General features: G+C 70.9%; 13 protein-coding genes. 8 read left to right on the forward strand and 5 right to left on the reverse strand.

Translation table 11 applies throughout. The features are described 5' to 3' along the window. Nucleotides 1–13: 13 nt before the first annotated feature. Nucleotides 14–655: a TetR/AcrR family transcriptional regulator gene (locus tag LZ495_RS38910; RefSeq protein ID WP_235057932.1), complete on the reverse strand. Its 642-nt coding sequence runs from the start codon at nucleotides 653–655 to the stop codon at nucleotides 14–16. A gap of 185 nt (nucleotides 656–840) precedes the next feature. Here LZ495_RS38910 and LZ495_RS38915 point away from each other — a divergent pair, with 185 nt between their 5' ends. Genes LZ495_RS38915 through LZ495_RS38925 form a run of 3 tightly spaced genes read left to right on the forward strand, consistent with a single transcriptional unit; the run spans nucleotide 841 to nucleotide 3,872 of the window. After that, nucleotides 841–1,806 (forward strand): hypothetical protein, encoded by a 966-nt coding sequence (locus LZ495_RS38915; RefSeq protein WP_235057933.1) that lies wholly within the window; start codon nucleotides 841–843, stop codon nucleotides 1,804–1,806. Beyond that, nucleotides 1,803–2,375, forward strand: coding sequence for an AAA family ATPase (locus LZ495_RS38920; RefSeq protein WP_235057934.1), 573 nt, complete (start codon nucleotides 1,803–1,805; stop codon nucleotides 2,373–2,375). Before LZ495_RS38915 ends, LZ495_RS38920 begins: the two co-directional genes overlap by 4 nt. Before the next feature lie 33 nt (nucleotides 2,376–2,408). Beyond that, nucleotides 2,409–3,872 (forward strand): ASCH domain-containing protein, encoded by a 1,464-nt coding sequence (locus tag LZ495_RS38925; RefSeq protein ID WP_308268766.1) that lies wholly within the window; start codon nucleotides 2,409–2,411, stop codon nucleotides 3,870–3,872. 131 nt (nucleotides 3,873–4,003) lie between these two features. On the opposite strand, the gene LZ495_RS38935 is transcribed toward LZ495_RS38925, so the two are convergent. Further along, nucleotides 4,004–4,528 (reverse strand): NUDIX domain-containing protein, encoded by a 525-nt coding sequence (locus LZ495_RS38935; protein ID WP_235057935.1) that lies wholly within the window; start codon nucleotides 4,526–4,528, stop codon nucleotides 4,004–4,006. 188 nt (nucleotides 4,529–4,716) lie between these two features. On the opposite strand from LZ495_RS38935, the gene LZ495_RS38940 reads away from it, so the two are divergent. Continuing rightward, nucleotides 4,717–5,685, forward strand: coding sequence for a hypothetical protein (locus LZ495_RS38940; protein ID WP_235057936.1), 969 nt, complete (start codon nucleotides 4,717–4,719; stop codon nucleotides 5,683–5,685). Nucleotides 5,686–5,896: 211 nt separating this feature from the next. Here the strand turns inward: LZ495_RS38940 and LZ495_RS38945 are convergent, their stop codons facing one another. After that, complete coding sequence (locus LZ495_RS38945; protein ID WP_235057937.1) at nucleotides 5,897–6,265, reverse strand: hypothetical protein; 369 nt, start codon at nucleotides 6,263–6,265, stop codon at nucleotides 5,897–5,899. A 177-nt stretch (nucleotides 6,266–6,442) separates the two neighbouring features. Between LZ495_RS38945 and LZ495_RS38950 the strand changes: the two genes are divergently transcribed. Continuing rightward, entirely contained in the window at nucleotides 6,443–7,450 is a 1,008-nt protein-coding gene (locus LZ495_RS38950; protein WP_235057938.1) for an ArsR/SmtB family transcription factor, read from the forward strand. 126 nt (nucleotides 7,451–7,576) lie between these two features. Here LZ495_RS38950 and LZ495_RS38955 read toward each other — a convergent pair whose 3' ends face one another. Further along, a complete protein-coding gene (locus tag LZ495_RS38955; RefSeq protein WP_235057939.1) occupies nucleotides 7,577–8,026 on the reverse strand; it encodes an SCO4402 family protein in 450 nt (149 codons plus the stop codon). A 311-nt stretch (nucleotides 8,027–8,337) separates the two neighbouring features. Here LZ495_RS38955 and LZ495_RS38960 point away from each other — a divergent pair, with 311 nt between their 5' ends. Next, nucleotides 8,338–8,757 carry a pyridoxamine 5'-phosphate oxidase family protein gene (locus tag LZ495_RS38960; protein ID WP_235057940.1) on the forward strand — a complete coding sequence of 140 codons (420 nt, stop codon included), beginning with the start codon at nucleotides 8,338–8,340 and terminating at the stop codon, nucleotides 8,755–8,757. A 140-nt stretch (nucleotides 8,758–8,897) separates the two neighbouring features. Beyond that, nucleotides 8,898–9,611, forward strand: coding sequence for a hypothetical protein (locus tag LZ495_RS38965; RefSeq protein WP_235057941.1), 714 nt, complete (start codon nucleotides 8,898–8,900; stop codon nucleotides 9,609–9,611). 188 nt (nucleotides 9,612–9,799) lie between these two features. Here the strand turns inward: LZ495_RS38965 and LZ495_RS38970 are convergent, their stop codons facing one another. Further along, complete coding sequence (locus LZ495_RS38970) at nucleotides 9,800–11,539, reverse strand: GAF domain-containing sensor histidine kinase (protein WP_235057942.1); 1,740 nt, start codon at nucleotides 11,537–11,539, stop codon at nucleotides 9,800–9,802. Between the two features lie 427 nt (nucleotides 11,540–11,966). Here LZ495_RS38970 and LZ495_RS38975 point away from each other — a divergent pair. Further along, a partial coding sequence (locus LZ495_RS38975) for a response regulator transcription factor (protein WP_235053095.1) occupies nucleotides 11,967–12,186 on the forward strand: 220 nt, incomplete at its 3' end.

The raw sequence follows: 12,186 nt of genomic DNA on the forward strand, positions 1-12,186 counted from the left end.
CTTGGTTACTTTTTCAAGCAAGCTGCGGAAGCCCCACCCCCAACTGCGCGAAAGCCGACTCGGCCGCCGCGACGGCTTCGGGGTAGAGCGCGTCCGCGGTGCTCCCCGCGGTGATCCGCCGCCAGTTCTCCTGCGCGAGGACGCGGTGCACGGCGACAATCTGCGCCGCGGCCAAACGCGCGCGGAGACCGCTGCCCGCCTCGCCGCCCATCTCGCCGCCAAGCGCGTCGGCGAGCGCGGCCTCGTCCTGTTCCAGGTGCGTATGCAGCCGCGCCACCAGCGCCGGCGTCCCGTACAGGAGGCGGTGGAAGGCGAGCACCTCGGCGTCGTCGTTCAGACCGGTGACCGGATCCCGCCGAGCGAGCCCGTCCACGAATGCGCGCCCCAGCACCCCCAGCGGCGAGACCCCGGCCGGACGCTGCTCGACCAGCCGACCCGACTCGCCCTCGTGGTCCGCCAGCCGGTGCAGGACCAAATCCTCCTTGGACGCGAAGTACCGGAACAACGTCGGCTTGGACACCCCGACAGCCGCCGCGATGTCGGCGACGGTCACCTGCTCGTAGCCCTTCTCCATGAAGAGCCCGATAGCCGTATCCGACAGCTCCCGATACGTCTGCCGCTTCTTCCGCTCCCGCAGCCCGCCCACGTCGCCCATACCCAAGAGCGTACGCAGCCCCGCCGTTGCGACTCGGCAACATCGTCCACTGAAGATCCGCGTGACCGTCGGAGTCGACGGAGGCCGCTCCGACCGCTGCCCGTCCGACGCGCGCCCCGTCGAGACTGGGCATTTCCTGGGTCTCACTCTGGGCATTTTGTGGGCACGTCTGGGACGCTGGTGTCATGCCGACCGACGACATGACCGCCAGGCCCACCACCTCCCGCGAGGACGGGTTGGCGGCCGAAGTCCGGACGCTGCTGCGCACCGGTCTCCCGATCCGCCTCGCGGCCGGGCCGCGCCTGCTCGGACTGCGCGGAGTGCAGGCCCGGGCGCGACGCCCGGACGACCCGTCCAGCCTGGCCCGCGCGCTGGACGGCCTGCTGCGTGAACAACTCGACCGCCTGGAGAACACCGGACTCGCCGAGGCCTCACGTCTGCTGTTCGGCGCCGAGGCCGCGACTTCCGGGGCGACGCTGACCGCCCGCCGACAGGCCGCGGCCGACGCCTCCGGCTACGAGGTGCACCACTTCCGCAAGCGCATCGAGCCGAAGCTGATCGACCTGGTCGCGTGGCAACTGCGCCGCGACAGCGACACGTTCATGGCCCGTCATGCCACCGCGCCCGAACTACGCGCCGCCACAAGGCCATTGGTGCTCCCAGCGGACGTTTTCGCGTGGGAGGCCGTCGAGCATCAGCATGCTCTCGCCCGCCTGTGGGGCGCGGTCTACCTGCTGCGCGCCGAACTCCTTACCACCGCCCGTCTTGCCAGCATGGATGCCCCTGCCACCGAGACGGACGCCGCGGCGACGCGGGCGCTGTGGCGGCATGCCCTCGTCCTGGCGGCCGCTGCCGAGTACCGCGCCGCGTACGGCGCAGCCCTTTTGGACCGCGCCGGCGACACCGATCTCGGCCCGGACCAGATCGCCGCGTACGCCGGATGGACACCACCCCTGAGCCCGGCCGCCGACCTGATCCTGGTCCGACTCGCGGACCCCGACGGCAGCCTTGCGGACTTCACCGCACGCCTGGACGCCGCCCGAGGCGGCTCCGAACTCACCGCCGACTGGCGGCGCGCCCTATCCGGCCGCGACCGCGACACCGACCCGAACACCCTGCCTGCCGCAGCTCCGGAGGGATCCACGCCATGAGTCTGGAAGACCTGCTAGCCCCCACGACTGAGCCGCGGCGCTACGTCGTGACCGGCGGCCCGTCGGCAGGGAAGGAAGCTGTACTTGCCGAACTCCACGCCCGCGGCGTACCCGCGAGTGAGGACGAACCGGCCCGGGAGATCTACCGCCGGCACCGCGATCGCCTCGGTCGGCACCTCCAGGTCGCCGACCGCCGCGCCTACTCCCGCGACGTTCTCGCAGCGTTCGTCGCCGAGTACTGCGACCACAAGGCCGGCCTGCGGTTCTACAACCGCGGCATCCCCGACGGCTATGGCTGGGACGCCTTCTTCGGGCTTGGCCCGTACCCCGACCTCGAAGAGGCGACCCGGATCTACCGCTACGACGCGGTCTTCGTCCTCGACCCGCTGGACGACTTCGACTCCGAGGACGACCTGGTCTTCGCGCAGGAGCGCGAGATCCGGCGCGTCCATGAGCTGATCGTCCAGGGCTATTACGACGCCGGCTACCGCCCCATCTTCGTCCCTGCCGACGAACCGGGCCGCCGCGTCGACTTCATCCTTGCCCAACTCCCCGTTCCCAGCACCTGACCCGGCGCGACCACACACCCTGAAGGGGCGGCCATGCCCGGCACGGATCCCGTGGAGATCATCAGCCCGAACAACGTCCTGGCCAACGCGATGCTGCGCAGTGTCGACATGGTCCGCCCCCGGCTGCAGGCGACGAACCCTGACCGGGTGGCGTTCTGCGTCGGGACGCAGATCAACGGCGCGCCGCACCTGGGGACCTCGCTCGTACACACCGCGGCGTTCCTGCTCGCGAAGGCCACCAAGCGGACTTTCAACGTCGACGCGATCGTCCGCTTCGGCGCGCTCGACAACGCCCCCTATGACATCCGCCTGGACCCGGAGACCCACCACGCCTACCAGCAGACCTACTTCCACGCGCTCGGCGGGGATGTGGTCGACGACCTGATCGCCAAGTACTACCGGGGCATGTTCGACTCCTTAGCCGATGCCACCGGCGTCGACTACGAGCTCGAGACCTACTCGGCCCAGCAGGCCACCCCTGCGTTCCGCCATGAGTTCTTGGCGACGCTGGGCCGCCTGGACCAGATCCGCTGGCCTCTCGCTCCCTCCCATGGCCAAGTGCACATGCGGCTCCCGTGCCCGGCGTGCGGGTGGGCGGAGAAGCGCGCGGAACGTACCCGCCTCGCGGCCGCCGGTTCGGGCGGGGCTGCGTTCACGGCCGTGTGCACCGACCACGGCGACTACCGCGTGGACGTCACCGCCGACACCGACACCTACCTGGACCTCGCAACCCTGTACCGGAACCTGGTCAAGGAGCGCCTGGCCGCCCGCGACCACGTCACCCTCTCAGTGATGGTCAAGGGCGGGGACTGGGCGTACGGCTGCCAGCTCGTCGACGAGGCTTTCGCGCAGTTGCCCGGCCTGCCCCCGCCACCGCAGGTGTTCACCCCGATGGTGCTGACCGACACGGGCGCGAAGCTGTCGAAGTCGCTGATCCGCGACGGCAAGGTCCCGCCCCCGCCGGGCGCGCGGCCGTGGATGCTCGACACCACCGAATGGGAGGGCGACACCGACTCCTATGTGGACGCCATGGTCTGGCTCGTCGGCCGCATGGTCGCCGACCCCAAGCACTTCTACCGGTCCTACACCACCAAGGAACTTGACCGCGTCATGACCGCCCGCCCCGTCCCCAGCACCGCGACCCGCGCCCGCGAGATGAACCTCTACCGCCGCTACTTCGACCTCGTCGCCGACGGCAGCAAGACCATCGAGGTACGAGTCCAGTACCCCAATCTGCGCACACTGGAGGCCGGCGACCACATCCGGTTCGTATGCGGCCGTGACAGCGCTCTGACCCGCGTGGTCCGCGTCGCCCGTTACCGCACCTTCGAAGAGATGATCGACACCGAGGGGCCCGAACACGTCAACCCGACCAGCCCGCGCGACCAGCAACTCGCGAACATCCGCCGCATTTACGGTCCGGAGAAGGAAGCCCTCGGCGTCCTCGCCATCGAGATCACCCTGATCACGGACCAGGACACCGCACCGGCCGCTTGATCGACGAACCAAGCAGAGGCGAACAGTTCGGCGCCGGTGAGATCGAGGCCGCAGCGTGGCCAGATGGCTTGCTCGTGTTCTCACACGGTCGGGGCCGGCGCCATTCATGGGCGAGGGGCGCTCTCGCTGAGCTACCCGCTGCCCGGCGGGAGTGCAAGGGGAGCTGACAGCCTCACCCCTTCATAGCGGGCCAGGGCTTCGCGGGAATCGGGGACGAAATCCCACCGGCGGAGGGCAGACGCGAACTCGTCAGGGGCGAGCCACGCATGCCAGGTGATCTCCGAGGCGTCCGGCGTGATCATGTCGGTGAGGACGGCTTCGTGGAGGCCGAGCCAGTACGGGCTGATTGCTCCGTCGCACAGGAACTTGACGACGAGGCGCGCGTCGGTTCGCACGCCGAGCTCTTCGGCGATCTCCCGTGCGGCTGCGGCCTCGTAGGACTCTCCGACGTCTACGGCGCCGCCGATGAGCCAGTTGTAATACCTGGGGAAGCGGGACGCGTCCGCAGGCCGCCGGTGGACGAGGATCCGGCCGTCGGCGTCGCGGCACACGGTGGTGGCGATGCGGTGGAGCCACCGATTCCGGATGGCCTCGGCCCGCCCCACGACGCCCAGCACCCGATCCGTCTCGTCCACGCGCTCGACCAGTTCGCCCATGGCCGCCACGATCTCAGAGGCGGCAACCGAGGGTGCGGACTGGTACGGAAGTACCCGCACAGGCGGAGGGAGATTCCCCTTGTTGCCCGGCGGTTGCCCGTATTCGCTGGTCAGAGCGCGGCCGCATGCCGCCAGGGGCATGGTCGGCGGAGCGGGGGCGAGGGCTTATGGGGGCACCACGTTCTACGGTGGGGGCGCGGCCGACGGTACGTCGGGCGGCCAAGGCGGTCGGGTGCCTCGGCATCGCGGCCGTTGCGCTCGTGGCGTTCTTCTACGGGATGGCTTGGCTGGCGTACCACGAAGCCACCACGGGCCCGCACTACGACATCGCGGACAGTGAACTCGCGCCGGTACGCGAACTCGTCGAGGTGATCGCCCCCGGTACGGCCGTCCGGTTCGAGCGGGATGAGTGCACGGCGGGGGAGGACGGCGAGACGAGCGAGAACGCCACTTCGCGGACGCCTGTCTCCGGCGACCCCGTCGAGTTGGGACGGCGCCTGCACGACGCGGCGCGTGCCCGCGGATGGCCGCTGTACGAGGTGCGCGGGGCCCTTACCGGTTACGCGGACGGCGGCCGCTTCACGGTAGCCGTCGCGCGCACCCCGCAGGGCGGCGCTGTGGTGCTGACCGCCGTGGCGTCGTCGGCGTGCGATGGGGGAGCCCCCGCGCTGCCAGGGGACGAGGTCAAGGGTGGCGACGTCGTGGGGCCGGTCGTCACCGACAAGCAACGCGCGGCCGCAGTATCGGTCGTCGACGCGGCGATGCCTGTGCTCGGCGCGATCCATGCGTTGCTGCCGGAGCGGTTCACCAGCCTCGACGCCGCGGCGCCTGCGCTCGCCGGAGGCCCCGAGCCGAGCACCGCGCACTGCCAGGTGCGGACCCCGGCGGTCGGGGTCACCTCGTCGGTGCACCTGCCGTACGGCCATGTCGCCGCGCCGCCGGCCACTCCGGCGACGCTCGCCGATGGCCTTGGCCGGGTCGCGGCGGAGCACGGTTGGACGCGGACGCCGGGCAACGACCCGCTGCGCATCCAATGGACCAAGCAGGTCGGCGGGCTCAGCCTCACTCTCGATGCGCAGTTCCGGATCTTCGACCGGCTGAACACGATCTACGTGATGGTCGGCGTGACTTCCTCGGTGTGTACGCCGTACGGCTGATGGTGTTCGACCCCGGGGACGTTCGCGGGGCTCCTCGATCGGGGGTCCGGGGGATCCGGCCACCCGGGGAGGAGCGCCGCGGGGCGGGGACCGCCCCGCGGCCGGATTCCGTAGGCCCTTTCCCCCTCTAGGGCACGGCATCCTCCGGTGGAACACCCATGCCCACGTCATCGTGGGACGGGGCGCTCGTCAGCCGGGCGTGGTGCTGCGCCTACGCGTCCTTCCAGGCGGAGCAGGTGATGCCCCAGAAGCCCTCCTCGCAGACCTGGAAGGCGGTCGTGGAGTTCCTGACGTTCGCGTTGCCGCAGCCGGCCGCCGATCCGTTCGAGTCGCGCACGGTCTGCACGTTCGGGAAGTCGATGGGGTTCTGGAACTTGGCGAACACCCCGTTGCCGTCCTTCTCCATGTCGCACACCTCGACCCAGCGGCCCCAGGGGTGGGTGGCCGTCTCGATCGAGGCGTAGTCGGCCCCCTGGTACTGCCGGATGTTCGCGGCGTTCGCGGGGCTCGCGCCCGCGACGGCGAGCGCGCCGGCGGCGACCGCGGCGAATGCGCTGAAAGCAATCCTTCTGCGTGCCATGGTGTTTCCTCCCCGTGATGGTGTCTCCGCCGGGCCCGGTCCCGCGGCCCGACTCCGCCACTGTCGGCGCGGGTGCTCGGGGCGGCCAAGCCTTTCGATCCAGATGCAAACGTCACCGCAGCGTCAGGACGTCGCTACGTTGGTCCGGGTGACTGACACCGACGCCACGGGGGCGCCATGCTTCGGTTTCACTTGGCCACGGACGACCTGAACCGGCTCCGCATCAGCGACCGGCTCGACCCCATGTGGGAGATCGCGTTCAGCCTGCATCTCCTGCAGAACCGCGAACTCGCGCTCGTATTTGACCCCTGGCGGCACGAGGTACGCGCGGAACTGGACGCCGCCGGCCTTACTGGTGCCGTCGCCGACCTGGCCCGCCTGTACCCGTGGGCGGACCACTTCCCCGACTTCCTCGTCCCGCAGGACAACGCCGGGGACGTGGAGTCCGGCGTCGACCGGCTGCTCTCCACCCCGCGGCGCCGACTCTGCGAAGAACTCGCCGAACTCGCCACACAGAAAAGGCCGTTGCCCGGCTGGACGCGTGAGGTGGCGCAAGGCGACGCGGGAACCCTCAAGCGCCTCGGCGGCCTGCTGCGCCGCTACCACGCGATCGCGGTGGCACCGTACGCGGCAGAGGCCGCACGGGCGTTCGCCGCGGACCGGGCGCACCGCGCCGAGGCGATGCTGTCCGGCGGCGTCACCGGGCTGCTGGCGAGCTTCCCGCCGGAGCTGATGGCGTGGGGCGACGACACGCTGACGACGCCGTGCCCGATCGACTGGGCGTTCCATCCGAACGGCCGCTCGATGAACCTGGTCCCGTCGTTCTTCTGCGGCCTGCACCCGACCGCGATGAAGAGCCCCGCGCTCCCGCTCACCCTCACGTATCCGGTGTCGCGGCCGCTGGACTGGCTGGCGCGAGGCCGGAACGAGGGGGCCGCGTCGGTGCTTCCGCTGGCCCGGCTGATCGGCGCCGCGCGGGCGGCCGCACTGGACGCCGTCGGCAGCGGTACGAACACTTCACGCCTGGCGGACGCCATCGGCGTGTCCATCGCCACTGCGAGCCGGCACGCGGCCGTGCTGCGCGAAGCCGGCCTGATCACCTCGGAACGCCGCGGCCAGTCGGTGATCCACGTCCGCACGCAACTGGGGACCGCGCTGCTCGACGGCCGCATTCCCGCGGTCTGACCTGCCGCCGGGCCGGTTGTACGGCGGCCCTGGTCGTGCAGGGCCGCTGAGGCTGGGAGCTTCCCGCGTCCGACACTGGTCACCGCGGCGGTCTGGGTGGTCCGGGTGTGCTCGTGAATCGACCGGTCAGGCATCGCTTTCGGATGCGATCCGGTCGGCAACAGGTGGCCAGCGGTGCCCCGCATTGTGCAGTGCGTCGAGCGCCGCGAGGTCGTTGGCCACGAGCACCTGGGCCAGCCGGGCTGCTGCCGCCATCACGGCGGGCCAGCCCGGTGCGTCCAGATAGACCTCGTCGCGTGCGTCCGCGCCGACCGCGTCCTGCACGGCGCCGTAGGCGGCACCAAGGTGCGCCATCAGGTCGACTTCCTCCTCGGTGCGCAGGGACTGCCCCAGCCACGGCCGCGGATCGTCCGCATCGCAGAAGTCGTCGAACAGCACGTGCACCGTGTAGTCGAGGTTCTCGAACCGCGTCGGATCGAGCCACACCTCGCGCTGCCACGTCGGACTGGCCAGTGCCACGACCGCCGGCACGAGATGAAGGCGATAGACCGGCAGTGCGATTCCGTGATCAGTCACGGAGCGAAGGTACTCGTCCCGTGAACGCGGTCGAACGGATCCTGGTCGACCAGGACCGGATCCGACCGAAGGGGCCGGGCGTAGGCCGTTCGGCCCTGGGGTGGCGGCGTACAGGGAGCGACGGTGGGGAGATCAGGGCGGTGCTTCCCGGACCGTCCGCAGCAGAGCAGAGGGGATCCGTCATGGACACGAATGCTCCGGCGCCACCGTGGAGCGGCCCGGCGGCGCCGCATGGTCTTGCCAGTACGGCCGGTACGGCCGGGACACGGCCCGTCGAGCGGCGGCGGTCGGCCGCGTACGAACGCACGGCGGTGAGCGGCGCTGCGCAGGCCGTGATGGCCGAGCTGGGGCGGACGGAGGCCCTGGAACTGCTGACTGCGGCGCGTGTGGGCCGGGTGGTGTTCACCGACATGGCGCTGCCGGCCGTGCGGCCGGTGAACTTCGCGGTGTGCCGGGGGGACGTGGTCTTCCGGGTCGCCGCCGAGTCACGGCTGGCGACTGCCCTCGACAAGGCCGTCGTGGCCTTCGAGGCCGACGACCTGGACGCCTGCGGCCGGGCGGGCTGGAGCGTGGTCGTCACCGGGCTGGCAGAACTAGTCGAGCCGGGAGATGAGTTCGACTACCTGGCCGCTCGCCTGCCGGAGCCGTGGGCGCCGGGCCCGCACGAGTGCGTGGTCCGGATCCGCACCGAACTGGTGACCGGACGCCGCATCACCCGCCTCGCGGGCTGAGAAGGCCGGGGCTGGGCACGGGGGCGGCCGCCCCGCCGTCTCCACTCGTCTTCAATCCTGCCGGGCCCATTTGGCGGGGCGTGTCGGCTTGCTGTGGAAGGGTTGCCGTCCGCGTCGGAGGAGGGTGTCGAGTGGGTGCCGTGCCAACGCTGGGCGAACGCGTCCGGCATCGTCGCATCGACGTATTCGAGGCGGCTGTTCGTGATGCGGTGATGGAGGGCCCGAGCGGTGACGCCGTATTGGCGGCTGCATTGGACGACCTGCCGCGCAGCCGCCATCTCGAGGTCGTCGTCGCGCTGGGGGACGCCCAAGGCACGCATGGGCCGCGGGCATTGCGGGCTGTGCTCGCTTCACCCGCGGCGGACCGGGACATGCGGTGTGCGGCTGTTCTGGCGTTGGCGAAGCGCTGCGGTCACGAGGCCTCCGCGGACCTTGCCGCGGCCTTGTCGAGCCGGGACGCGGCCGTGAAGCAGTACGCGATGCTGGGGCTGGCCTATGCGGCGGACGATCGCGCCTTCGACGCCGCGTTCACCCGGCTCCGGCATCTGGTACGCCGGCAGGAAGCCGGGCCCCCAACGGATTTGGCCTTCCTGTCGGTGCAGCCACCTGCCGTTGCGGCGATCTTCTATCTGGCGCGGCACCTCGACGGAGCCGGCGGCAAGCGGACGGTACGCCTGGTGAGCGAGCTTCGGACGCAGTGGGACCTCCTTCCGGCCCGTGGTCGGCGATGGCTGGCCGAGACGTGGCCGGAGTGCGGCCCGGACGGTCCTGCCGTCCCCGAAGTGCCCGCTCCGGAACCGCGGCGTCTTGATGCGTGGATCGCCCGCGACCCGCTTTTCGGTCCCGCCCATTGAGCTGCGGAACGCGGTCCCAGCGGATCTGCCCGAGCACTTAGACCAGTAGGTCGGCGGGCAGATAGGCGATGCAGGGGGTGTTGCGGCCGGGGTCGAGAACGACCATGACGTCCAGGTCGCCCGGCTTCCATCGCCGGACTGCCCTCAGCCGCTCGACGACCGCGCGGATCCAAGGCCGGGCAGCAAGGTCAGCTCTTCGAGTACGGGACCTGCCAGGTCAGGGCCGTACCGGTGCCGTTGGCGCCGGACGCGACACCGAACGTCCCGTGCAGTTCCGCGGCGCGGGTCTCGAGGTTGGCCAGGCCGCTGCTGCGGGTGCGTTCGGCGGGGATTCCGGTGCCGTTGTCGGTCACGCGTACCGTCACCTGGTCCGCGGTGGCCTCGACGGACACCTCGACGCGGCTGGCCTGGGCGTGGCGCGCGGTGTTGGACAGGGCCTCGCGCAGCACCGACATGACGTGATCCGCGAGTTCCTCCGGTACGCGGGTGTCCAGCAGGCCCTCCAAGCGCAGCGTCGGCGCGAAACCGAGCGATCCGACCGCCTCGTCGGCGAGTTGGAGTATGCGGGCGCGCAGCCCCGTGCCTGCGGTGCGTTCGCGGGCTTTGAGGGAGAAGATCGTGGACCGGATGAGGCGGATGGTCTCGTCGAGGTCGTCGACGGTCTTCATGATCATTTCGGCGGCGTCGGCGCGTCCCACGATGCGGGTGACGCCTTGGAGGGTCATGCCGGATGCGAACAGGCGCTGGATGGCGACGTCGTGGAGGTCGCGGGCGATGCGGTCGCGGTCCTGGAAGACCGTCAGCAGTTCTGCGTCGCGGCGGCGTTCGGCGATCTCCAGCGCGAGGCCGGCGTGTCCGGCGAAGCCCGTGACCATCGCGATGGTGCTGTCGGAGAACGGCGCGCGGCCCTGGTGGGACATGACCTGCAGCACGCCGCGGACGTTCTCGGGGGTGCCGAGCGGGAGCATGAACGCCGGGCCGTAGTGGCCGTAGATGTCGTTGATACCGGGGTCCTGCACGCGCGGGTCGGCCGAGAGGTTGTCCGAGACGGCCGTCTCGCCTGACGAGTACACCTTGCCCGCGAGCGTGGCGCCGCCGGTGAGAACCAGACCGCGGACGTCCTCGGCCGACTCGCCGTCGGCTGCATCCACGACGAGGTCGTCGGTGCCGGGGACGGGGACGGCGATGGTGACCAGGTCGGCCCCGGCCATCTCCCGCACGGTGGCCGCGAACGCGCGCAGCGCATCCGACGGCGCGGCCCCGGACAGCAGGCTGCGGGTCAGTTCGGACGCGGCGGAGAGCCACTGCTCGCGGCGCCGCGCCTCGTCGTACAGGCGTGCGTTGTCGATGGCGACGCCTGCGGCTGCGGCCAGGGTGCGGAGTACTGCTTCATCGTCCTCGTCGAAGTCGGCGCCGCCGCGCTTTTCGGTGAGGTAGAGGTTGCCGAAGACTTCGTCGCGGATGCGCACGGGGACGCCGAGGAAGGTGTGCATCGGCGGGTGGTTGGGCGGGAAGCCGTACGAGTCCGCGTGCTCGGCGAGCTCGTGCAGCCGGATGGGATGCGGGTCGCGGATGACCAGGCCGAGGATCCCGCGTCCGGCCGGGAACGGGCCGATCTTCGCGATGGTCTCGGGGTCCATGCCGACCGGGAGGAAGCGGGAGAGGCTCTCCTCGTCGCCGATCACGCCGAGTGCTCCGTACTGCGCGTCGACGAGGGACACCGCGGACTCGACGATGCGGCGTAGCACCGTCTCCAGGTCGAGATCGCTGCCGACGGCCAGGACGGCTTCGAGGAGGGTGTGGACCCGGTCCCGGGAGGAGCGTACGACGCCGATGTGCGCCTGCAGTTCGTCCAGCAACTCGTCCAGGCGCATGCGCGGGATCGGCGCTTGTTCGCGCGGTCCGGTCGGTTCGGCTTTGTCCGGCATGGCCCCTCCCCAGGGGACGGAGACGGCATCGCAGTCCCGACATGATCAGCTCCCGCCATTCTGCCGCGACTTGCCGGGGCCGGGCGACTCGGGTGCGGAAATGACCCGATGGGGTGGCGGGACTTCCTGCCGATGCGCGGTGGGCGGGCGGATTTGCCGTGTTTCCCAAGGGCGCCGTGCGGGGCCGGCGGGGAAGCGACAGGGCCGAACGGCCCTGTGGCTGCGCGGCAGGACGCGGCAGGCTCAAGGGACACCGTCCGGCATGGCCACCGACCACGACCGCGACCTGCCCGGCGTTGCGTACCGGCCCGCCCCGCGCCGCACGGCGTCGTCGCACCGCACAGCAGCAGGCTGCGCCGCAGGTCAGGACGGCTCCCGAGCCGTCCTGCAACACTGGAAATCCACACAGCGGAAGAGATGAGCCGTGATGCCGACCCCGAGCGCCCCGATCCGCGTGTTCCTGCTCGACGACCACGAGATCGTGCGCCGCGGCCTGTCCGACCTGCTCGGCGCCGAACCGGACATCGAGGTCGTCGGCGAATCCGGCTCCGCGCAGGAGGCCGTCCGCCGCATCCCGGCCCTCGACCCCGACGTCGCGATCCTGGACGGCCGGCTCCCCGACGGCAGCGGCATCGACGTCTGCCGCG

This window comes from Yinghuangia soli (assembly GCF_021502675.1).
GTDB classification, from domain to species: Bacteria; Actinomycetota; Actinomycetes; order Streptomycetales; family Streptomycetaceae; genus Yinghuangia; species Yinghuangia soli.

Excerpts from the sequence above, each read along its gene's own strand:
- LZ495_RS38910 (WP_235057932.1), bottom strand. The coding sequence starts at position 655 with ATGGGCGACGTGGGCGGGCTGCGGGAGCGGAAGAAGCGGCAGACGTAT.
- LZ495_RS38915 (WP_235057933.1), top strand. The coding sequence starts at position 841 with ATGCCGACCGACGACATGACCGCCAGGCCCACCACCTCCCGCGAGGAC.
- LZ495_RS38920 (WP_235057934.1), top strand. The coding sequence starts at position 1,803 with ATGAGTCTGGAAGACCTGCTAGCCCCCACGACTGAGCCGCGGCGCTAC.
- LZ495_RS38925 (WP_308268766.1), top strand. The coding sequence starts at position 2,409 with ATGCCCGGCACGGATCCCGTGGAGATCATCAGCCCGAACAACGTCCTG.
- LZ495_RS38935 (WP_235057935.1), bottom strand. The coding sequence starts at position 4,528 with ATGGGCGAACTGGTCGAGCGCGTGGACGAGACGGATCGGGTGCTGGGC.
- LZ495_RS38945 (WP_235057937.1), bottom strand. The coding sequence starts at position 6,265 with ATGGCACGCAGAAGGATTGCTTTCAGCGCATTCGCCGCGGTCGCCGCC.
- LZ495_RS38950 (WP_235057938.1), top strand. The coding sequence starts at position 6,443 with ATGCTTCGGTTTCACTTGGCCACGGACGACCTGAACCGGCTCCGCATC.
- LZ495_RS38970 (WP_235057942.1), bottom strand. The coding sequence starts at position 11,539 with ATGCCGGACAAAGCCGAACCGACCGGACCGCGCGAACAAGCGCCGATC.